Origin of the sequence: Paenibacillus sp. FSL R5-0519 (assembly GCF_037974275.1) — a bacterium.
GTDB lineage: Bacteria > Bacillota > Bacilli > Paenibacillales > Paenibacillaceae > Paenibacillus.
On sequence record NZ_CP150234.1, the window covers coordinates 2,952,658 to 2,973,698 of the forward strand.

The window sequence follows — 21,041 nt, forward strand, 5'->3', positions numbered from 1 at the left end:
TCCTCCTAAAATGTAATATAATCTATATAATTCCTATTGTTATTACTTAATTGTTAGAGAAAGTCGTAACAATGAATCCTTCACGATTCGTACCTGATATCCGATAAGAATCACATTTCAAGATCGGGATATGACTAGACGCCCCTTTATCCGCTGGAACATAATATATCTGGATTGTCATGTCTTTTTCTTTAACTGTGAGCTGCTCTCCAGAGTACCGATATTGCTGTACAAAATCGATGTACTCCTCTAAACATAGATTGTTTTCTTCCATGATTTTGGAATGGGGGTATCCTACATATCTAAAATGCCATGGCTCATACGCAATACGAGTGATTGATTCTTTTTCTTGCTTATATCGAAGAATAAAACCGAATTGTATGGCATGTTGTCTGAAGGACCTGTATATGCCCGTGTCAGGAAAGGAAGGTGCAATAAAATCGATATTCGATTTCAATTTACCGACATCGATAGCCAACCCTGTTTGGTGCTCACTCTGGTCAGGCAAGGCTACGTATTTGGAAGTATATTCTGGCTTGTTCTATCAAACAATCCTGATAGATTTGGGATTGTTCTTTTTTGGTTCGATATGCACTGACAGCGACAATTTCATCCTTCCCCCCACAAGCCTTAAGTAGAGCATGAAATTGTTTGAAGCACTGCTTCTCCAGAAGCATCTCCTTATTTAACTTCTTTATAGAAAGTAAGGAATCCAAGGACTCTAGTTGATTAGCTTGTACTTGCCTTCTGATTGGGTTTTGAAAATTTATTAACACTAAGTGCCCGCGACATAGTTCTTCGTTACTTACGCTGATTTCAATATGTTGTTGTACGACTTCCCGTGATTTCACGTTGAATTTCCCCGCCTTCTTTATAGATTCGCAATACTCTGTCAGTGATGGAACTCGTTATTTCTTGAGATACACCACCGATATGATTGGCCAGTTCCTGAACCGTAATTTTCTGCTCACCTGAATAACCAATGAAGGTCACCTTGGATCCTTCCGGAAAATACATGGGAAGCTTAATCATCAATTGATCCATGGAGATTTTTCCTATAATTTCTGCTTGATGCCCCTCCACCAACACCTTCGTATTTTGCATTCTCTGCGACCATCCATCTGCATAACCGATAGGCACTGTTCCGATCCATTGATCGGAGTCTGTTTGATAAGCATTGTTGTAGCCCACATATTCGCCCTTTTTTAATCTTTTTGTTTGCAATAATCTACTGTGCATACTGAATGCAGGCTTTAGCTGGATGTTCGATACTAGTTTTTCCGGATAGAAACCATAAATTGCAGCTCCTATTCGAGCCATATCCATACACAATTCCGGAAATCGAAGAGCTGCCACACTTCCCGCGCAGTGATAATGATTGACTGGAATCTGGGATATACTGCTCCATTCTTTCATTTCCAGGAAGCGTTGAATCTGAAGCTGCAGATAGCTGTTGTCTGTCACACCCGCTGTCGCGAAATGAGTATAGAACCCGTCCACTATTACGTCTGGAGCCCCGAGCCACGGAAGCATTTCAAGCCATTCTTCTTCCGTACGTATACCGATTCGCCCAAGTCCAGAATCCATTTTCACATGCATAGATAGCTTATGCCGGGTATGAACAGGTTTGTATTTTCTCATCTGCTGAAACCATGAAGCTTGTGTAACAGTAAGCATCAAATCATGTTCCAGAGCCAGAGGTACAAGTTCTGGACGTATCGGAGTCAAAATAAGAATCGGTTGTGTTAAGCCGGCTTTTCTTAAGCGGATGGCTTCTTCAATGAAGGCACACGCTAAATAATCTGCGCCTGCCTCTACTGCTTCTTTGGCCGTCTCAATATCTCCATGGCCATATGCATTTGCTTTAACAACTGCCATTAATTTGGCCGAACGGGGTAGAAATTTGCGGATCTGTATGACATTCTCGCGAATTTGCGTTAAATCTATTTCAGCCCATGTATCTCGGTACATTCGAATAATCCCCTCAACCGAATAGATGGTATGTTTTTACTTACTATTTTTAGTAGATCCGCATATGCACTTTTCATAGTTTGGCCTCCTAAAGGTGTGAATGTGGTGCGTTGAATTGATCTAAGTGTATATTAAGGCCACTTCAGCTCCTATCGATCAAACTTACGCAAAACTGACAACGATGTAAGATTACAGATTTGCACTTCTCCACATCTCATAGTTACAACAAAAAAAAACCTGCACTAGGGCAGGTTTCTTTCATTATTGTAGATTTTCATTGCTCATCCAGCTATCAACATACAGTGGTTCACTGTAGTCCTCACGGACCGTAAATTGTTTTAAACGTTTCTCTGCATCTGCACGATTCTCGAAGCCTCCCATAACGACGGTGAATTTTCTATTTTGAATCTGCACAACGCTGCTGCCATCGGCAGAATACTGTTCAGCCAACATGGCCAGTGCTTCACCCTGCTCCATGTCTTCACTACGGACAAAGAAAAGTTCAAGCGCTTGTGTCGACTTCCCGTCAGAAGAAAGCTTCAACTGAATATATCCAGGCTGCTGATACTCTGATACGGAGTATTCCACATCATCCTTCTCCAGCTTGTCATAATCCAGATGACGTACCCCATTGAAGGTGAAGATCAATCGGTTCGGCCCTTCTTTGTGATCCACGGTATACGATGGAGCAGACGTGATCTGTTCACCATCGATCTGAAAATTAATGTTTAGTGTATCTGATTCTTTGGTCGTTGTAACCGAAACCCCATCCGTGCGCTCCCCGCCACCACCAACTTGCAGAATTTTAACGACAGAACCTATAACGGGTACATCGGATAGTGCCTTGGCCACACCTGGTATGTTAGCTGTTATCATCACCGCAGCACAGGCAGCAACCAGGGAGGAACTGCGCCAGATCATCATTTTTCTTCGCTTTTGGTTTCGTGCGCGCTGGCGGGCTTGCTGAATAACTCCGGAAAGACCGGATGGAATAATGATCTGTTCTTATTTTTCTTTTCCTGTCATGTAAAATCAACCTCTTCCTTGGTTAGATGTTTTTTGAGTTTGTTTAAGAGCTTATAGAACCTGGTCTTCACCGTGCTTTCTGGCAGCATAATACCTCCGCCATATCCTTGAATCGCTGATCCCGGAAAAATTTCAAAACGATAAATGCCCTATCTTCGGTATGCAGGTGATCAAGTGCATCGTATAAATTCCATTGCTCTTCAAGCCCCATGGAACTCTCTTCGGCTGCAAATGGTATTGTACTTTCTTCCATATACGTGTGTTTCTTCTTTTGTCTGATGTGATCCAGAGAACAATTGATGACAATTCGGGTCATCCAGGTTTCAAAATAATCTGGACTCTTCACTTTCTCATAAGATAGAAAACCTTTATAAGAGTCTTCGGATATGATTTCCAAAGCTTCCTGCTCATTTTTCACATAAGAAAACGCGAAGCGATAAAGCTTTTCTTTACATGCCTCCAGACGTTCACTAAACTGCTGTTCAGTTAGTAAGGTGCTTCCTCAGACGAATGACCTTTTATTCTCCTTCACGTTTAGTTTGAATTAACATTAGAATTTCTTCCCTTAAATCAAAACATAAGCTTAAACATCTGAATGTTCCAGTTTCCATAATAAATAAGTTTGAAGTTTTCTATAGAATCCATTGCTACTAATGGATAATACCGAATAGAAAAATCCTCATCACCCATTTTTACTGTAAAGTGACAAAATGATGAACAAAAAAGTTTTTATATATCACGAGATAGCTCTGTTGAGCCATCTTCTAATTCGAAAGGCTCCCGTATACTTAAAAAGTATTTTATTCAGTTAAGAATGGAGTTAGATGATGAGAACGATGCCAGCAGAACATTCAAGCTCTTCTACACTCGAAATGAAAAGAAAAACATCATCTGTAGTACGCCAGACCGTCTATCAATCCGTATGGAGGTGGCATTTTTACGCTGGTATAATTTTTGCGCCTTTTTTAATTATTTTAGCTTTTAGCGGCGCCGTCTATTTATTCAAGCCTCAGATTGAAGGCCAGCTGTACAAAGATATGTTGACGGTCCGTGAAGTCGGGACAACACCGATGGCACCAGAGAGTATTGTCGGGAAAATAGTCAAAGGTTATCCCGGAACGGTGGTATCCTCAATCACATTGGAAAACAATAGGGAGTCTACTTATAAGCTTTCCGTCACTAGTGATGGAATTTCTAAGACGATGTATGTGGACCCTTATACGGGACATGCACGCGGTGCGATGGATAGCAGCAAGACGTTCTCAGCCTTTTTCAAAAAAATGCACAGTGAGCTTGTGATCGGTGGTACGTTCGCGAACCGACTTGTCGAACTTGCGGCATGCTGGGCGATTATTCTAATTTTAACGGGGCTATTCCTGTGGTGGCCAAGAAATAAAGCATCCATTTGGGGAACGGTTTTACCACGACTTAGTAAACCGGGAAGCCGCCTCTTTTGGCGTGATTTACATGCTGTCCCTGCCTTCTGGTTATCTCTGCTGATTCTGGTCATTATCTTAAGTGGCCTTCCTTGGTCAGGGATATTCGGCGGTCAGATCGATAAATTAGCCAATTCGACCAATACGAATACGCCTCCCTTCGCCTACAGCTTTGGAGAAAAACCGGAATCCGTAACAGTAGCAAAAGATATTGCCGAGGATCTGCCTTGGGTAGCCGAGAATGTTCCCGTACCCGTTTCAATGTCTGGAAAGTACGTTACGCTTGGACTCAACGACATTGCCCTTATCGCAGATGATCAGCAAGTTATCAAGCCCTATACCATTACCTATCCTGCCGGAGCAACGGGTGTGTTCGCCGTATCTACTTCCCATTCCAAGCCAGGTCACAGCGCCACACTTCATATTGACCAATACAGCGGTGCGGTACTGACCGATGTTCGCTTTGCGGATTATGGAATTATGGCCAAGCTTATCTCGTATGGTATCGCCTTTCATGAAGGCAGACTATTCGGGCTGGCTAATCAACTTCTGGGTTTACTTGCTTGCCTGGGATTGATACTCGTTTCCATTAGCTCTTACGTCATGTGGCGCAAGCGAAAGCCTTCAGGTAAGCTCGGAGCACCGTCTAAACCGAAAAATCCAAAAGTAACGATAGGTGTGTTGATTATCATGCTGGTTTGCGGCGCCGTCATGCCGCTAGTAGGCTTGTCCATTTTAATCGTGCTTGTTCTCGATCTATTCATTCTCCGCAGAATCAAGTCGCTCAGGCACTGGTTCTCGATTTAATAGCTGAAGGAGTCTAAATATGAATATAAAAATAAATCGAATGTACAAATGGATGTCTCCCGTACTGCTTGTTGTGTTGCTGTGCGGATGTACTGCCAAGGTTGCAGAAACCGATGAGAACGGCCTTCCACCGCATATAAGCGTGGATCTTCAATTACCTGAAGAACTCAAAATAGGTAGCTCTAACGTTTTTTCAGTACAAGTGTCCAAACGTAATGTACCGCTAGAGCATGCAGAGAAAGCAGAATTTGTTATATGGCCAGAGAACGACAAGGATGCTGCTGTAATTATTCAAGCAGATGAGCCCTCCCCCGGTTCGTATGAAGTCTCTTATGTTATTGAAAAAGAAGGACTATATGTTGTGCAATCACGTATCCAATTCGCTGATGCTCAGGTTATGCCAACCAAACGTTTTGCTATTGGAAATCAGGACATAGAGCGTCTTGTACAGCTTGAGAACGATCAACACACGGATGCGCCTGCTCCAGCAGCCGGACATCATTAAATAAACCATCCTCCTATACACATACATCACTCTCATTACTACGTAAATGATACCGCATACTTATACAATGAACCTGGTCCATGAAAAAAAAGAAGTCGCTATGTTAGCGACTTCTTGACCTGTTCAAACTTTGCTCGTCCCACTAGTTCTGTTCATCTCAAGGAAAAATCCTGCTAAAGCTTCATCCTTTGCAGGCGCAAAGAATTCAATACAACCGATACGGAGCTAAAGGCCATTGCTGCGCCAGCGAGCCAAGGCGCCAAGAAACCCAGAGCTGCAATCGGAATACCAATGACATTATACGCAAGTGCCCAGAACAGGTTTTGCTTGATATTGCGCATCGTTCTTCGGCTGAGCTCGATGGCATCCGCGACACTGCTCAGATCACCACGCATTAGCGTGACATCTGCAGCTTCCACAGCGACATCTGTTCCAGTTCCAATAGCCATGCCGATATCGGCTACAGCCAGAGCCGGGGCATCATTAATCCCATCCCCCACCATCGCAACCTTCCGACCACCTTCCTGAAGACGCTGTATTTCCGTTGCTTTGCCCTCTGGAAGCACTTCAGCCAGTACGGTCACGATACCAGCCTGTGCAGCCACCGATCGAGCTGTACGCTCATTGTCTCCTGTTATCATGATGACATCGACACCCATGGCTTGAAGCCTTTGAATGGCTTGTCTTGACGTGTCTTTGATCGTATCTGCAACAGCAATCATGCCAGCCCACTGTCCATCTACGGCTACGAGCATCGTGGTCTTCCCCTGCTTTTCCAACTCAGACATTTGAGTGAGTGCTTCTGGCGGAACGGTCACATGTTGATCTGAGAGAAGACGTCGTGTACCAATGAGAACGTCCTGTCCCTGCACAGTTGCCTGCACTCCGTAGCCTGGCATGTTCTTAAAGTGCTCTGACTTCGGAAAGAGGCTTATTCCCGTTGCTTTGATCCCTTCCACAATCGCTTCAGCCAGTGGATGTTCAGAGCTTTGCTCCACCGCCCCTACCCGGTTCAGAAGCGCTGTTCTTGTCCAGTTCGCAGCAGTTTTAACATCTGTCAGAACCGGCTTACCGTTTGTCACCGTTCCTGTTTTGTCCAGGACGACCGTTTGAATATGCTTTGCAGATTCCAAATATTCTCCGCCTTTGAACAGAATGCCGTACTCGGCTGCACGCCCGGAACCCGCCATAATGGAGGTTGGAGTGGCTAGCCCAAGAGCACAAGGACAAGCGATGACCAATACCGCAATCGCCTTCTCCAGAGCACCACCGAAGTCATAAGGACTGATCAACAGGTACCAGAACAAAAACGTGATGGCTGCAAGGCTGACTACAATGGGGACAAAAATACCTGAAATTACATCGGCAATCCGCTGTATGGGGGCCTTGGAGCCTTGCGCTTGTTCCACAATCTTAATAATTTGCGATAGTGCGCTGTCTGCGCCCACACGTGTTGCTCTCAAACGGAGTATACCGTTTTTGTTCAATGTAGCTCCTGTGACGGAGTCACCCGGTTTCTTGTCCACGGGAAGGCTTTCACCACTCAACATGGATTCATCAACGGATGAGAATCCTTCTTCCACTACACCGTCTACGGGTATCTTTTCTCCAGGCTTCACGATAACAAGATCGTTCATCAAGACGTATTCAGGCACGAGACTGATTTTCTGACCATCCCGAATTACTCTTGCACTACGCGGAGCCATCTCCATTAGGCTTTTGATTGACTGGGTGGATCGTCCCTTGGCTAAAGCCTCCAACCATTTGCCTAGAAGAATAAGAGTGATCAGTACCGCACTGGTTTCAAAATAAAAATCAACCGGAGCTTGTGCCGCAGCATTCGCGGTATCCGTTACAACTGCACTACCTCCATGATTGTGACCGGATAATCCACCTGTGCTGGTCAATGAAGTCAAGTAGAGACTATAGAAATAAGCCATACTTGTTCCCAGAGCAACCAGTACATCCATGTTGGCGCTTCGGTTTTTCAATGCCTTATACGCACCGATGTAAAACTGGCGACCTAGGAAGAATTGCACAGGAGTAGCGAGTACCCATTGAAACAATGGATTCATAAATGCATCAGGCACCCAGATCCAGGAAGTGAATGAAAAGTGACCTACCATCGCCCATAATAACGGGAGAGAAAGAATAGCCGACAGAATCCAGTTCCATTTTTTTCGCTGTAATTCCTGTTCTCGCAGGGAGACGGTCTCTTCTTCCGTTTCTTTTAAATGGGCAGTGAAACCCAATTGTCTGATCTTGTGGATGAGATCCGAGCCCTTCAATGTTCCTGAAACGTATTCGACATGACCCGTTTCCAGGGCCAGATTCACATTGGCACGAGACACGCCAGGCAGCTTGGAAAGGCCTTTCTCAATTCGCGCTGAACAGGCTGCGCATGTCATGCCTGTAATATTCAAGTCAACAGATTCGGTGACAGTCTGGAAGCCCAGAGCTTCCACTTTGTTCCTAAAATCATGTATACCGATATTGGCAGGATCATAGGAAATCGTCGCCTTCTCCATCGCAAGATTGACGTTAGCCTGTTGTACGCCCTCCATACGAGATAATCCCTTTTCAATACGAGCTGAACAGGCTGCACAAGTCATCCCCTTAATGTTAAGGGTTGTTTGCCACAGTGCAGGGTGATCATCTGTATTGGAAGGTTGGGTTGAGTTAGATGTGGAAAGCTTGTCCATAATTTCGGTCTCCTTTTTTGACGTTGTAACCAACTAGAACCATCATACTTGAATAAGAACTAACACAGGATGACTCATAAGAGCTATCTCCAGGCGGTTATAGTTTACAAATGAAAATAATATATGAACTTTTTCACCAAAACATAGCAGTTTGGTTCCAAATTCATGTCTTTGTAACAATATCCATCCTAATATAGCTAGAACGAGCCATGTTCGCTTTGTCGTCCAATGTTCATACTGGATAGGAAAGAAGGTGAACGATGAATCATGCCTCCAGCTCTGGAAATTCAGCATGGTACGGCCGGTTATGGCACTTCCCCCGTTCTTCACAAGCTAGACTTTCAAGGCGATCACGGGGAGACGATTGCGATTACAGGTGCGAATGGCGCGGGAAAAACAACGCTGTTTAAAGTCATCCTCGGTCTGATCCCCATGAGAGAAGGCTCCATGAGCATTGGCGGACGACGGATGGAACACAAAAAAGACTTTAAATGGGCGCAGAAAAAAATCGGGTTTGTGCCTCAGGGCGTACAGAAAGGAAATCTGCCCATCACGGTTTTTGAGTATGTAATGCTTGGCAACTGGGGAAAGTCATTTGCATATTGGAAGCGTCCTTCCATAGCAGATAAACAAAAAACGACGGAATGGCTTGAGTATGTCGGATTAACGGAACTGGCCAATCAAGATTGCAAGGATTTATCTGGAGGACAGCAACAACGGATGAATATAGCACGTGCTTTAATACGCGAGCCTGACATCTTGCTTTTGGACGAGCCAAGCACTCATTTGGATACGTTCTCAAGAGATTTGCTGTATAGACTTATCGATGAATACAGGCAACGGGCACCTCAGCTGCTCACACTCATGATCACTCATCAACTGGAAGAAACGGAACATTTGCATGACCGCATTTGTCTTATGAAGGACGGGACGCTAACGGATGTTGGTGGTACTGCATGACGTTAATCGACTACATACATATTCCATTGTTCCAGCGGGCATTGATCGCCTGTATGATCGGGGGTAGCTGTTTGTCCCTCGTGGGTATTGTCGTGATTCAGTTCCAACTGACGGTTGTCCGTTTTGCTCTGATGCATTTGGCTCTTCTGGGGGGCGCGTTTGGATTGCTGATTGGCATGAAACCTATGCCTGGAGCCATGCTGGCTATTCTTGCCGGCTCGTTGTTATTCGGTCCGTTATCTGCCAAGGTTAAGCTTGAACCCGCCATAACCGGGGCCTTCCTTATGACAGGTTCGCTTGCTGCGGCTTTAATGCTGTTCCATATTGGGGGAATCCCCGCGATGGATGTGTTTGGTCTGTTTGCTGGCAGCATTCTCACACTCACTTCTTTGGACATGTGGTTGCTTGGTGGAATCAGCTTGATTATCGTGTCTCTGTTCGTAGTCTGTTACAGGGAGATTCAACTGGTGCTTCATCATGCAGACCATGCGGAATGGTTAGGTATTCCCGCCGCCAGAATCCGCAATGTGCTGCTGTTTCTGACTGGAATCTCGATTGGAATTGCGATGAAGCTTGTGGGAGCTTTGCTGATTGACGCACTATTGCTACTACCTGCCATGGCAGCTACAAGAGTAAGCAGAACGTATAAGCAATTACTCTTGTTGTCATCTCTTTTTGGCACATTGACTGCTGTTGGAGGTTATATCGCTTCACTCATCTTTAACTTGCCAACGGGTGCTTCCATAACCATGGTCGGTGTCATCATCTTAAGTCTTTGTTATACGTTTACTCGAAAATAATGATATGTGGAGGTCTAATTCTAATGAAAAATAAAAAAAACATACTAAAAAAATTCTCCCCCCTACTGGTGCTTGTCATGGGAACCATTCTCTTCACCGGGTGTACAGGAAATGCATCCAGTACGGTAACCGAAAATGCTCAGGACACAGAACCAAAGCAAGCTGAAACGGTCACTCCAAAGATTGTCGCATCCACAAGCTGGACAGCATTACTGGCTAAAACAGCCGGTGCAGACAGCATCTCGACCCTTGCTCCCGTGGACATGAAACATCCTAATGAGTATGATTTTAAACCCACCGATATTGAAAAAGTAAATGATGCGTCAACGGTTATTTACTCTGAATATGAACCGTTTATGAAACAAATTTTGGAGGCAGCCGAAGTAACCGATGAAGCTCGGCTTATCGTGGTAACAGAGAATACACCGGACATGCTTCGCAAACAGATCACTACCATTGCGGAGAAATTGGGAACAACGGTTACTGCACAGCAGGCTTTGAAGGAAATCGACAGCACATTTGAAGCAGTCACTGCTGAAACGTCCAAGCTGGACACCGAATCCAAACGAGTGGTTGCTCAGGCTTACATGGTACCTGTTGCCAAAGCTCTCGGATACGAGGTCGTAGGCGAGTTCGGTCCGACTGAAGTGACACCGACACAAGCAGCAGAGCTTGCGGCTATGAAGCCTGCGCTGATCATCGATAATCTCCATTTTCCTCAAGGAGCGGAAATTGCAAACATCGCGGATCGACCAGTTGTAGAGCTTCGTAACTATCCCGAAACTGCCGAACAAACGCTAGTTCAGCTTATTCAGGATAATGCTAAAAAGCTGGGATTAACACTGGCTCATTAAAACTTAGAATGTGATAAATATAAAGAGTCCGCCCTTGAATTTGAAAAGGTGCGGATTTTTTTGTATCCATGTTTAATGTGTTATTTTTATTAACATCAATTTGCATTATAATGTCTAATATTTACATTATATAGATAATAAATGAATATAGAGTTATATAATATGACATAAAATGGTTGACTGACCCCGGATATCGTGCTACATTTTCACAAATACGTGTTACTAAATTACGTAACCAACATCATTTTCAATCTCATCCGAAGTTCATTACTAAGTTTAAAGGGAGTTGTCGACTATGCATTTGACTGTTCAGGAACGCGAAAAATTAATGATGTATCTTGCCGCAGACATGGCTGAAAAAAGATTATTACGCGGTGTTAAACTGAATTATCCCGAAGCTATTGCTTATATTACCGGGTTTGTCATTGAAGGCGCTCGTGATGGCAAAAGCGTTAGTGAACTTATGGAGGAAGCTCGTCATCTCCTGACCACTGAACAAGTAATGGAAGGTGTAGCTGAACTCCTTAGTGAAGTACAGGTGGAAGCCACGTTTACAGACGGTACAAAACTGGTCAGTGTACATGATCCTATTCCACGTCCTATAGGTGGGATGACTCCAGGCGAGTATGAATTTGCTGATGATCCCATTGTGCTGTTACCTGATCGTAAACGAATAAGCCGTACAGTTACCAATACAGGCAGTCGCCCTGTTCAAGTTGGATCTCATTTTCATTTCTGCGAAGCCAATCCTGCCCTTTCCTTCAATAGAGAAGGAACAAAAGGATATCGCCTGGATATCCCTTCTGGTCTATCCGTTCGAATTGAACCTGGGGAAACAACGGAAGTTGAATTGGTGGAGATTGGTGGTTTGAAAGAAATACATGGATTTGCTGGTTTGACCAACGGGAGGGTTGAATGATGAAGACAATCGATCGTGCAACTTACGCAAGCATGTATGGACCGACGACAGGCGACCGCATTCGTTTGGCAGATACTTCGCTCAAAATCGAAATTGAAAAAGATTTCACGTTTTATGGGGACGAATGTGTTTTTGGTGGAGGTAAAACCGTTAGAGATGGTATGGGTCAGCATCCACTCGCCACACGAGAAGAAGGCGTTCTGGATACTGTCATTACCAATGTTGTCATTATTGATAGTTGGGGTATTGTAAAGGCTGATATTGGTATTAAAGATGGTTTAATCAGCGGGATCGGAAAATCAGGAAATCCGTTGGTCATGGATGGTGTCACGCCAAACATGTACATAGGTGTAGGCACAGAGGTTATTTCCGGAGAAAATTTGATTGTTACTGCTGGTGGTGTGGACAGTCATGTTCATTTCATTTCCCCTCAACAAATCGAGATCGCGCTGCAAAGTGGCGTTACCACCATGATTGGAGGAGGCTCCGGCCCAGCTACAGGGACTCTTGCCACAAACTGCACATCAGGCGTCTGGCATATCGAACGAATGCTCCAAGCGACAGATTCATTACCTATGAACTTTGTGATGTTAGGACGTGGCAACAGTTCGAGACCTGAGGCTTTGAACGAGCAAGTTCTGGCTGGTGTAGGCGGACTTAAAATACATGAGGACTGGGGAAGCACCCCTTATGTAATAGATAAGTGTTTAAGTGTTGCAGAGCAATATGATATCCAGGTGAATATTCATACAGATACATTGAACGAAGCCGGCTACGTTGAGGACAGTCTCCGGGCTTTCAATGGTAGAGCTATTCACACCTACCATACGGAAGGTGCCGGCGGAGGGCATGCCCCGGATCTATTGCGTGTAGCATCCATGCCCAACGTTTTACCTTCTTCAACAAGTCCTACTATGCCATATACCCGTAATACGATAGATGAACACATGGATATGCTGATGATCTGTCATCATCTTGATCCGCGGATTCCTGAAGATGTAGCCTTTGCTGCCTCCCGTATCAGAGAAACAACGATTGGTGCAGAGGATATCCTGCATGATATTGGTGCAATTAGCATGACAAGTTCGGATTCTCAAGCTATGGGTCGTGTAGGTGAGGTAGCGATCAGAACCTGGCAAACGGCTGATAAAATGAAAAAACAGCGTGGCCCCTTATCAGGTGATACCCAGGCAGATAATAATCGAGTGAAACGATATATTGCGAAGTACACGATTAACCCTGCGATCACGCATGGGATATCTCAATATGTTGGATCCATCGAAGTTGGAAAAATGGCCGATCTCGTATTATGGAAGCCTGCATTTTTTGGTGCCAAACCGGAAATGGTCATCAAAGGCGGCGTGATTATTCATAGTGCCATGGGTGATCCGAACTCTACCATTTCAACCCCGCAACCATACATGTATAGACCCATGTTTGGTAGTTATGGAAAAGCTCGTTCAGCCATCTGTGCCACATTCGTTTCTCAAGTAGCCATTGACAGGGGAACCTTGCCTTCACTTGGACTCACGAAGCAGCTGAAACCTGTTGTCGGTTGCCGCACGGTCGGCAAGAAAGATATGATCTTGAATGGAGAAACACCTGACATTATGGTTGATCCGGCAAATTATAGCGTATCGGTTAATGGTGAGACCCTCGTGTGTCGTCCCGTTGATGAACTTCCATTAGCCCAGCGATACTTTCTTACCTGATACGGTTATAAATAAAATCCGGCTATCCTTAGCCGGATTTTATAATTTAACTTCTTCGCTTCGCGTATTTGTGAACTAATTGCTGCGTATATTCATGCCTCTCGAATGTAAACAAAGCTTCTTTAGCAAAATGGTCGATGATTCGTCCCTGCTGTATTACCATAATTCGATCGGATATACGCTGGATTGTAGCCAGATCATGTGAAATAAATAAACAGGCAAATCCGATATTTTTTTGCAGTGTCATAAGCATCTCAATGATCTGAGCTTGTGTAATCATATCCAGACTGGATGTGGGTTCATCCATGATAATCAGGGATGGCTCGCTGCTTATTGCTCTGGCAATAGCGACACGCTGCTTCTGTCCTCCACTGAGCTCATGGGGATACTGATGCAGGAGACGCTCTGGTAGCTCTACCATATTCAGTAACCGTTTGGCACACTTTAGCCTGTTCTGTCTGCAGTCTTGGACCATTACCGGTGTTCGATTCTTTAAGATGTCCAGCGGTTCCATTACGGAATCGATGATCCGAAGTCTGGGATTGAGACTCGATGTAGGATTTTGAAACACGGCCTGAACTTGACCCTCAAGGGCTCGATAGGCGGAAGCAGTTCGAGGTTTTAACATCTCTCTTCCCTGAAACCACATTTGCCCGGAATCCATCTTCTCCATCAATAAAATGCAGCGTGCCAGTGTACTCTTTCCGCTCCCGCTTTCTCCGATCAGCCCCACACATTCTCCCGGGTGGAGACTGAAAGAAATTCCGTCGATCGCCCTTGTCTGTCCAGCATAGGTCTTGATCAGGTTTTGAACGGTAAACACAGCTTCTTCACTCATGATAATCCACCTCGTTCCGGAACGACGCCAGGTTCAGTATAAGACAGTATGGATTCAGCTGCCAAAAGCTTTTGGGTGTACGGGTGTGTGGTTTGTGTCAGCACGTCCTCAGCCTTGCCTGATTCCAGTATTCGTCCTTCCCGCATAATGACAATCTGATCCGCGCAGCGTCTGGCGAGCTTCAGGTCATGTGTGATAAACAGAATGGAGCAACCTGTCTTCGCTCGAAGTCGTAGGAGCAGCAACAGTATGTCTTCCCCCGTAACCCAGTCCAGCGCAGACGTAGGTTCATCCGCAATCAGCAGCTTCGGTTCAAGCAGCATCGCCATCGCGATGGATACCCGCTGCAATTGTCCGCCACTTAGCTGAAACGGATAGCTGTCAACAACCCGTTTGGCAGGCAAGGAAACGTCATTCAGAGCTTCCGCAATCCGTTCCTTTCGTTCCTGGCGTCCCCATGTATAATGAACCCTAAGCGTCTCATCCAGTTGTTTCCCTATGGGAAGAAACGGGCTAAACACGCCTGTATAGTCTTGAAATACATATGCAATTTCTTTTCCGCGTAGCCGATTCATCTGTTTCTCGGACAACTCTGACAGAGACTGGCCTTTAAACGTAATTTGTCCAGCCATATGGCGCACCCCGTTTGGAAGCAAGCGACCGATGGACAAGCCTGTAAGTGTTTTTCCGCTGCCGCTTTCCCCGATGACAGTCAACCAGTCGCCCTCTTGAATGGACAGGTGCATATCGTGAATAAGGGTCTGCTTTCCGGCCACAAGCCGTAGTCCTTTTATTTCGAGTAAACTCATCCGCTTCTCACTCCCTGCTTCGTTTGATATCCAGCCTATCGCGAACCCGATCTCCCAGCATGTTGGACCAGAGTACGACAAGCATAATCGCAAGTCCGGGGGCAATCATAAGGTAAGGTGAGCTATGAAAGTATGCCCGTCCCTCGTTCAGCATGGCCCCCCATTCTGGTGCAGGAGGCTGTGCCCCCAATCCGATATAGGAGAGCGAGGCAATCATGAGAATGACTTTACCCATATCCAGCGAAGCGATCACAATTACATGAGACAGCGCATGTGGCAACAAATGCTTCCACAAAATCTGATGAGGGCGTAATCCGCTCAGGCGGGCAATGGTAATATACTCCTGATGTTTCTCCGCGATCACGCTATTTCGAACGATGCGGGAATACGTAATCCATTTGACCGAAACGATGGCAATCATCAGATTGAAGATACCTGGTCCCATCAGTCCACTGAGCACAATGGCAATAATGAAATCCGGAAATGCAAGAAAAGCATCCGATATGCGTTTATAGATTCGATCCAGCCACCCGCCTGCATACCCGGCCAATAATCCTGCGGGAATTCCGATCGCTAGTGAAGCCAGGAGAACCATCAGACTGGTTCCTACCGTATTCCTTCCTCCGAGCAGCAGACGGGAGAACAGATCTCGACCGAGGTCATCAGTTCCTAGCAGATGGTCCATACCTGGAGGCAGAAGCCGTATCGCCAAGTCTACTGCATAGGGATCATGCGGAACAACATAAGGCGCACAGATTAAGGTCAAAACAACGAGCACCAAAATGACGATGTGAACGCTCATTTTTGGTTTTTGCACTGGAGGGGTAAGTCTAAACTTGGTTTTAAGCATGATTATCGTTCCCCCTTCAGCCGAATCTCGGGGTTCAGAACGTCATTCAGAAGGTCGACGAGCATGTGGATAATTGTAACGATCACGCCCATCAGTACCATATAGCCCTGAATAACCGGGTAATCACGACTCTGAATGGCATTAACAATGAATTTGCCCATACCGGGATAGGCGAACAGCACTTCAATCACGACCGTTCCCCCAAGCAAGCTTCCGATGCTTACACCAAACATGGTGACAACGGGAGTGAGTGCATGCCTGAAGGCATGTCCAAGGAGCACACTCGAGCCACCTATTCCTCTGGATCGTGCTCCCCGAACAAAATCCTGACCCAGACTTTCCAGCAAACTTGAACGAATGAGGCGCACGTATACGGCTGCCATGGTTAATCCCAGTGTTAGGGATGGTAGTACCAGATGCGCAATGGTCCCCGTCCCCATAGAGGGAAACAGATGTGTTCTCACAGAGAGGCCTTCTATTAAAAGAAGCCCCAGCCAGAAGCTAGGGACTGAGGTGCCCAGTACAGCCAGAAGACGACTGAACCGGTCGATAACGAGATTGGGATATAAGGCGGACAGTGTGCCGAGCGGAATTGCGATGACGATCAGCACAAGCAGTGAAGTGCACGTCAACAGCAAGGTTGCCGGTAATTTGTCCAGTAATTCCTCCGTTACCGGACGATTGGTCATATATGAAGTGCCCAAATCGAGTCGGACAAGACGTCCGAGCCACTGCCCGTATTGCACGAGCACTGGGTCATTCAGCCCCAAAGCCTCACGCTGCTCTTCCATTTGGGAAGAGGTAATGGCCACATCATCCGAGCGCAGTATTTCCCTTACCGCATCACCGGGTGCTAATTTTACAAATACAAAGCTGATAAAGGACAGAAGCAAAATAAAGAGAATGAACTCTATACTTCGTTTCAGGAACTTGTTCATGTCTATTCCACATCCAGTTGATTCGTCAGCATGTAATACTCACTTTTGCTGGTTACCCAATTTTTCACCCGATCTTTATACACAACGAGCGTATTGGGATGAACCAGGTAGGAGTAATATGTTTCTTCATCAATATGCATCAGGATTTTTTCAATTAATTCATTTCGCTTATCAGTATCCACCATCTGATCCAACTGATCAATCCACTGATCCAGCTGCGAATCATTAATTTTGCCAAAATTCAGCGTCCCGTCTTGTTTGAAGGCTACATTGAGGAAGTAACTGGCATCTCCGCGTGGTGCAATTAATGGACTGTATGTGCCCAGGTCCCAGTCATCTTTGGTGAGCAAATAGTCTTCATAATTATCCACGAATTCAATCGTAATATCGATACCGATTTCTTTCGCTTTTGCTTGCAGTACCTGAGCAAACAAGGGGAATTCCGCCCGTGATGTATACGTTACAAGCTTCAAGCTGAGCGGCTTTCCGTCTTTACTGACCTTACCCTGCTCCACCTGATAACCCGCCTTTTCAAACCATGCCAATGCTGCTTCGACACCTGTCGTTTTGGCTTCATAGGAAGGAATAAAGGAGAAGCCTGGCATGAATGGCCCCGTTGCAAGCGTAGCCTGTCCACCCATAATCACGTCCTTCATTTCCTCACGATTCACGAGGGCATCAAAGGCTTTTCTCATATATTTGTCCTTGAATTCGGGTTGGTTTGTATTAAAAATAAGCTCGTGTGTCCGCAAGCTTGTGACCGATTCCAAATGAAGAGTGGAATCACTTTTCATCGTTTCCAGACTTTCAGTTGGTGGGCGATATACAATATCCGCATCTCCCGACATCAGAGCCGAAAGGCGCGCACTCGCATCCTCATTAAAGTTGAATGAGGCACGACTGAGCTTGGCAGCTCCGCCCCAATACTCATCGTAGCGCTCCACCTTGAGTGAGCTTCCAGCTGTGAAGGATGTAACTTTGAAAGGCCCAGTTCCAACAGGTGTTTTGTCCGGGTCAGCCGCATTGACATCCAGAATGGATGCGTTCGGGTGAACGAGCTCGGATGGAAACTGCGGGAAGGGTTGTTCGGTCGTAATGTCCAGCGTTTGACCGGATGCACTCATCTCTTTAATCTTCAAAACCTGTTCTACACCCGGATTCACCTGGATTGCACGTTCAAGAGATTGTTTAACAGCTTCGGCATCCAGGGCCCGTCCATCCTGGAAGGTTACATTTTTCTTAATCTCAAATGTCCAGTGCTGTCCGTCCGTCGTGTCCCACTTCTCAGCCAGCCAAGGCTCGATCTGCAGATCCTCACCCAACTTAACCAGGGTTTCAGTAACTCCGGCTCTGAGCGGAGTATAATCCAGATGTGGATCAATCGTCTGGCTTGCAAAGTTGAACAAAAACGTAATTTCCTTATCTTCCGTTGCTGCAGATTGCGTTGTTGCATCCTTCGATGTACTTGAACAAGCAGAAATGAAAAGTACTAAAGTTAAAACCATAATCATCGTTATTTTTCTCTGTGTCTGCAACGTTGTCTAACCTCCATTGATAAACGTCTCTAATTGTATAAAAACAATATGTACTTTATCGTACTTGATGGTATGGATATTCGTAATAGCCCCAATGAGCTATTAAAGCTAAAATTTGTGACAGAAAAAAGCTCAAGCCATTGAAATCAACCACTTGAGCCAAGAGGATAAAACAATAGTCATACCCTTTCTACAATGCACCCCTAGAGACCATTTATGCTAGCCTTTTGGAGCAATAAACCGGAATATATAGGATTGTTCATAGGCAAACTGCAATTGATCTGCCACTCGGTTATACCACTTCTTACCATGAGACAGATCGACGAATCCTGTTGGCAGCATGCGACGCATGCTCACCTGAAATCCTGCCAGCATGAACGCTTCGGATATGGTATCCAGTGTGTGATCCTGCATAGGAATGGCTGCATTGCTGTTAATACGCTTCCGGATGTGGTTACAGACTTTCAGTAGTACATATTCCTATGTTTCAATTAATTTAGCTAAAAAAAACATCTATTTCATGCACTTTACTGATAGTGGTACTTTTACGCCGGGATTTTTAACAAACATGGGAGGTGGATAAACAAATTTATTCTTTAAAAAGCTGAAAGTTGTAGACGGAAATGGGTTCAGTTTCAATATTTTTTATCTCAGCATCCACGTTAAAAACATCACGTAACATTTCTTTTGTAATTACATCTCGAGGAGTGCCAAAGTCGTACAACGTTCCAGATTGAAGCACAATGATGTGATCTGAAATCATGGCTGCTTGATTAATGTCATGTAGGACCAAAATAATGGTAAGACCTTGTTCGCTATTCAACCGTTTAATCAGTTCAATGATTTCGAGTTGGTGATGGATGTCTAGATAAGAAGTAGGCTCGTCTAATAACAAAACAGCAGGCTGTTGGGCCAGTGCCATCGCGATCCACGCCCGCTGGCGTTCCCCTCCCGACAAACGATCTAGTGTTCTTTCCGCTAAATCCATTAAATGAGTAAGTGAGATGGCTTGATCAACAATGGCAAGGTCTTCTTGATTTAATCGTTCAAATTTACTTTTATGAGGGAAACGACCATATTCGATAAGTTGTCTAACTGTTACCTCAGGATTGCTCTCATGGACTTGCATTAAAAAGGCTAACTCTCTTGCAAAAGCTTTTCTGCTCCATGTATTGATATCCCTATTTTTAAATAGAATCTCTCCAGCCGTAGTCTGTATTTGCTTTCCCAGTGCTTTTAATAGTGAACTTTTACCACACCCATTGGGACCAAGAATACTATGAATCTTTCCCTCTTCAAACGTAAGGTTTAGAGCTGAAATGACTTCATTTTCATGATATCCAATATGAGTATTCTTCATCTCCAGTGTCATAATGTTCTCTTCTTTCGTAACAAATATAAGAAAAATGGAGCACCTATCATACCCATAATAATGCCCACTGGTAGCTCAATTGGTGCGAAGACAATACGGCCAATGGTGTCAGATAAACACAGAACCGTCACTCCCAGGAGTGCTGAAGCAGGAAGTAATATCCGATAATCATTCCCCACAAGCATCCTGGCAGCATGAGGTACGATTAATCCCACAAAACCAAGCATACCCACGATACTTATTGCACTTGCAGCAAGCAAGGCGCTTAGAGCAATAAACCATAAACGGTACCCCTCTGTGTTTAATCCCAGTGATTTCGATTCTGAATCCCCAAGCAACAGTACGTTCATTCGTTGAGCACTTAATAGTGCCAAAAGCAATCCAATAATGCTGTATGGGATAATCGTATCGACATGTCCCCAGCTTTTAGCAGACAGACTTCCTACCATAAAGGAAACCGCACCTTGTATACGATCACTATAAAAAGTATACAGTGCGGAGACCCCGGAATTTAAAAAAGCAGATGTTGCTACCCCAGCAAGAATTATTCTCATTGGAGAAACGCCTCTATCCCAAGCAAGTAAATAGATTAACAAAGCTGAAGCCAGCGCTCCAACAAACGCAACTGGTACTAACAAATGTGAGAATGCCGGGAAAACCAGCAACATGGTGGTTCCAAATAACCCCGCACCAGAGGAAACACCTATGATGTGGGGATCAGCCATAGGATTGCGCATAACTCCTTGTAATAATGCGCCTGAAAGTGCTAGATTTATACCCACAAATACGGCTACAAGTGTACGTGGCAATCTGATATTCCAGATAATTGTGTAATAATCAGAACTTGTATTTCCGAATAAAATACTTAGAATAGACCGTACATCCACGGAGACAGCTCCGAAGCCTAAACTAATGATGATACTAATTATGGCGAAGCTCATAAAAAGTCCAATAATAAAGAGCTTCCAGCTCAGTTTGTTTTTAAAGCCGCTATTCTTAATCATAAA

At 45.0% G+C, this 21,041-nt stretch carries 20 protein-coding genes; 7 read left to right on the forward strand and 13 right to left on the reverse strand.

Translation table 11 applies throughout. The annotated features are described in order from the left end of the window. Nucleotides 1-46: 46 nt before the first annotated feature. The 4 genes from MKY73_RS13545 to MKY73_RS13560 form a co-directional block, all read right to left on the reverse strand. Nucleotides 47-478 carry a D-alanyl-D-alanine carboxypeptidase family protein gene (locus tag MKY73_RS13545; RefSeq protein WP_339308034.1) on the reverse strand — a complete coding sequence of 144 codons (432 nt, stop codon included), beginning with the start codon at nt 476-478 and terminating at the stop codon, nt 47-49. A 338-nt stretch (nt 479-816) separates the two neighbouring features. Beyond that, the gene (gene alr, locus MKY73_RS13550; protein WP_339308036.1) at nt 817-1,971 is read right to left on the reverse strand and encodes an alanine racemase; all 1,155 of its coding nucleotides are present in this window, start codon (nt 1,969-1,971) and stop codon (nt 817-819) included. A 261-nt stretch (nt 1,972-2,232) separates the two neighbouring features. Then, nucleotides 2,233-2,895 carry a hypothetical protein gene (locus MKY73_RS13555; RefSeq protein WP_339308038.1) on the reverse strand — a complete coding sequence of 221 codons (663 nt, stop codon included), beginning with the start codon at nt 2,893-2,895 and terminating at the stop codon, nt 2,233-2,235. Nucleotides 2,896-3,064: 169 nt separating this feature from the next. Further along, nucleotides 3,065-3,415 carry a hypothetical protein gene (locus MKY73_RS13560; protein WP_339308039.1) on the reverse strand — a complete coding sequence of 117 codons (351 nt, stop codon included), beginning with the start codon at nt 3,413-3,415 and terminating at the stop codon, nt 3,065-3,067. A gap of 406 nt (nt 3,416-3,821) precedes the next feature. Here MKY73_RS13560 and MKY73_RS13565 point away from each other — a divergent pair, with 406 nt between their 5' ends. Then, nucleotides 3,822-5,240, forward strand: a complete 1,419-nt coding sequence (locus MKY73_RS13565; RefSeq protein ID WP_339308040.1) for a PepSY domain-containing protein — start codon at nt 3,822-3,824, stop codon at nt 5,238-5,240. A 19-nt stretch (nt 5,241-5,259) separates the two neighbouring features. Further along, a complete protein-coding gene (locus tag MKY73_RS13570) occupies nt 5,260-5,745 on the forward strand; it encodes a FixH family protein (RefSeq protein WP_339308042.1) in 486 nt (161 codons plus the stop codon). 173 nt (nt 5,746-5,918) lie between these two features. Here MKY73_RS13570 and MKY73_RS13575 read toward each other — a convergent pair whose 3' ends face one another. Next, nucleotides 5,919-8,447, reverse strand: a complete 2,529-nt coding sequence (locus tag MKY73_RS13575; protein ID WP_339308044.1) for a heavy metal translocating P-type ATPase — start codon at nt 8,445-8,447, stop codon at nt 5,919-5,921. Between the two features lie 267 nt (nt 8,448-8,714). Here MKY73_RS13575 and MKY73_RS13580 point away from each other — a divergent pair, with 267 nt between their 5' ends. The 5 genes from MKY73_RS13580 to ureC all read left to right on the forward strand — a co-directional run bounded on the left by MKY73_RS13580 (nt 8,715) and on the right by ureC (nt 13,692). Then, the gene (locus tag MKY73_RS13580; protein ID WP_339308045.1) at nt 8,715-9,407 is read left to right on the forward strand and encodes a metal ABC transporter ATP-binding protein; all 693 of its coding nucleotides are present in this window, start codon (nt 8,715-8,717) and stop codon (nt 9,405-9,407) included. After that, a complete protein-coding gene (locus MKY73_RS13585) occupies nt 9,404-10,207 on the forward strand; it encodes a metal ABC transporter permease (protein ID WP_339308046.1) in 804 nt (267 codons plus the stop codon). The genes MKY73_RS13580 and MKY73_RS13585 overlap by 4 nt, the downstream gene beginning before the upstream one ends. 23 nt (nt 10,208-10,230) lie before the next feature. Beyond that, nucleotides 10,231-11,061 (forward strand): zinc ABC transporter substrate-binding protein, encoded by an 831-nt coding sequence (locus MKY73_RS13590; protein ID WP_339308048.1) that lies wholly within the window; start codon nt 10,231-10,233, stop codon nt 11,059-11,061. Between the two features lie 295 nt (nt 11,062-11,356). Continuing rightward, a complete protein-coding gene (locus MKY73_RS13595; protein WP_339308050.1) occupies nt 11,357-11,980 on the forward strand; it encodes an urease subunit gamma in 624 nt (207 codons plus the stop codon). Next, entirely contained in the window at nt 11,980-13,692 is a 1,713-nt protein-coding gene (gene ureC, locus MKY73_RS13600) for an urease subunit alpha (RefSeq protein ID WP_339308590.1), read from the forward strand. The genes MKY73_RS13595 and ureC overlap by 1 nt, the downstream gene beginning before the upstream one ends. A 46-nt stretch (nt 13,693-13,738) precedes the next feature. On the opposite strand, the gene MKY73_RS13605 is transcribed toward ureC, so the two are convergent. The 8 genes from MKY73_RS13605 to MKY73_RS13640 all read right to left on the reverse strand — a co-directional run bounded on the left by MKY73_RS13605 (nt 13,739) and on the right by MKY73_RS13640 (nt 21,038). After that, nucleotides 13,739-14,530 carry a dipeptide/oligopeptide/nickel ABC transporter ATP-binding protein gene (locus MKY73_RS13605; RefSeq protein WP_339308051.1) on the reverse strand — a complete coding sequence of 264 codons (792 nt, stop codon included), beginning with the start codon at nt 14,528-14,530 and terminating at the stop codon, nt 13,739-13,741. Then, complete coding sequence (locus tag MKY73_RS13610) at nt 14,527-15,339, reverse strand: ABC transporter ATP-binding protein (protein WP_339308053.1); 813 nt, start codon at nt 15,337-15,339, stop codon at nt 14,527-14,529. Before MKY73_RS13610 ends, MKY73_RS13605 begins: the two co-directional genes overlap by 4 nt. Nucleotides 15,340-15,346: 7 nt before the next feature. Further along, on the reverse strand, nt 15,347-16,189 hold the full coding sequence (nikC, locus tag MKY73_RS13615; RefSeq protein ID WP_339308055.1) for a nickel transporter permease: 843 nt from the start codon (nt 16,187-16,189) through the stop codon (nt 15,347-15,349). 2 nt (nt 16,190-16,191) lie between these two features. Further along, entirely contained in the window at nt 16,192-17,127 is a 936-nt protein-coding gene (gene nikB, locus MKY73_RS13620) for a nickel ABC transporter permease (RefSeq protein WP_339308057.1), read from the reverse strand. A gap of 2 nt (nt 17,128-17,129) precedes the next feature. Continuing rightward, a complete protein-coding gene (gene nikA / locus MKY73_RS13625; protein ID WP_339308591.1) occupies nt 17,130-18,638 on the reverse strand; it encodes a nickel ABC transporter substrate-binding protein in 1,509 nt (502 codons plus the stop codon). 243 nt (nt 18,639-18,881) lie between these two features. Continuing rightward, nucleotides 18,882-19,076: a hypothetical protein gene (locus MKY73_RS13630; protein ID WP_339308058.1), complete on the reverse strand. Its 195-nt coding sequence runs from the start codon at nt 19,074-19,076 to the stop codon at nt 18,882-18,884. Between the two features lie 175 nt (nt 19,077-19,251). Beyond that, entirely contained in the window at nt 19,252-20,034 is a 783-nt protein-coding gene (locus tag MKY73_RS13635) for an ABC transporter ATP-binding protein (RefSeq protein WP_339308060.1), read from the reverse strand. Beyond that, nucleotides 20,031-21,038, reverse strand: coding sequence for an iron ABC transporter permease (locus MKY73_RS13640; protein WP_339308062.1), 1,008 nt, complete (start codon nt 21,036-21,038; stop codon nt 20,031-20,033). Before MKY73_RS13640 ends, MKY73_RS13635 begins: the two co-directional genes overlap by 4 nt. Nucleotides 21,039-21,041: the final 3 nt, after the last annotated feature.

What these genes read in the sequence shown, in the direction of transcription:
- alr (WP_339308036.1), bottom strand. Translation starts at nt 1,971, where the DNA reads ATGTACCGAGATACATGGGCTGAAATAGATTTAACGCAAATTCGCGAG.
- MKY73_RS13555 (WP_339308038.1), bottom strand. Translation starts at nt 2,895, where the DNA reads ATGATGATCTGGCGCAGTTCCTCCCTGGTTGCTGCCTGTGCTGCGGTG.
- MKY73_RS13565 (WP_339308040.1), top strand. Translation starts at nt 3,822, where the DNA reads ATGATGAGAACGATGCCAGCAGAACATTCAAGCTCTTCTACACTCGAA.
- MKY73_RS13570 (WP_339308042.1), top strand. Translation starts at nt 5,260, where the DNA reads ATGAATATAAAAATAAATCGAATGTACAAATGGATGTCTCCCGTACTG.
- MKY73_RS13575 (WP_339308044.1), bottom strand. Translation starts at nt 8,447, where the DNA reads ATGGACAAGCTTTCCACATCTAACTCAACCCAACCTTCCAATACAGAT.
- MKY73_RS13580 (WP_339308045.1), top strand. Translation starts at nt 8,715, where the DNA reads ATGCCTCCAGCTCTGGAAATTCAGCATGGTACGGCCGGTTATGGCACT.
- MKY73_RS13585 (WP_339308046.1), top strand. Translation starts at nt 9,404, where the DNA reads ATGACGTTAATCGACTACATACATATTCCATTGTTCCAGCGGGCATTG.
- MKY73_RS13590 (WP_339308048.1), top strand. Translation starts at nt 10,231, where the DNA reads ATGAAAAATAAAAAAAACATACTAAAAAAATTCTCCCCCCTACTGGTG.
- MKY73_RS13595 (WP_339308050.1), top strand. Translation starts at nt 11,357, where the DNA reads ATGCATTTGACTGTTCAGGAACGCGAAAAATTAATGATGTATCTTGCC.
- ureC (WP_339308590.1), top strand. Translation starts at nt 11,980, where the DNA reads ATGAAGACAATCGATCGTGCAACTTACGCAAGCATGTATGGACCGACG.
- MKY73_RS13605 (WP_339308051.1), bottom strand. Translation starts at nt 14,530, where the DNA reads ATGAGTGAAGAAGCTGTGTTTACCGTTCAAAACCTGATCAAGACCTAT.
- MKY73_RS13610 (WP_339308053.1), bottom strand. Translation starts at nt 15,339, where the DNA reads ATGAGTTTACTCGAAATAAAAGGACTACGGCTTGTGGCCGGAAAGCAG.
- nikC (WP_339308055.1), bottom strand. Translation starts at nt 16,189, where the DNA reads ATGCTTAAAACCAAGTTTAGACTTACCCCTCCAGTGCAAAAACCAAAA.
- nikB (WP_339308057.1), bottom strand. Translation starts at nt 17,127, where the DNA reads ATGAACAAGTTCCTGAAACGAAGTATAGAGTTCATTCTCTTTATTTTG.
- nikA (WP_339308591.1), bottom strand. Translation starts at nt 18,638, where the DNA reads ATGATTATGGTTTTAACTTTAGTACTTTTCATTTCTGCTTGTTCAAGT.
- MKY73_RS13630 (WP_339308058.1), bottom strand. Translation starts at nt 19,076, where the DNA reads ATGCAGGATCACACACTGGATACCATATCCGAAGCGTTCATGCTGGCA.
- MKY73_RS13635 (WP_339308060.1), bottom strand. Translation starts at nt 20,034, where the DNA reads ATGACACTGGAGATGAAGAATACTCATATTGGATATCATGAAAATGAA.
- MKY73_RS13640 (WP_339308062.1), bottom strand. Translation starts at nt 21,038, where the DNA reads ATGATTAAGAATAGCGGCTTTAAAAACAAACTGAGCTGGAAGCTCTTT.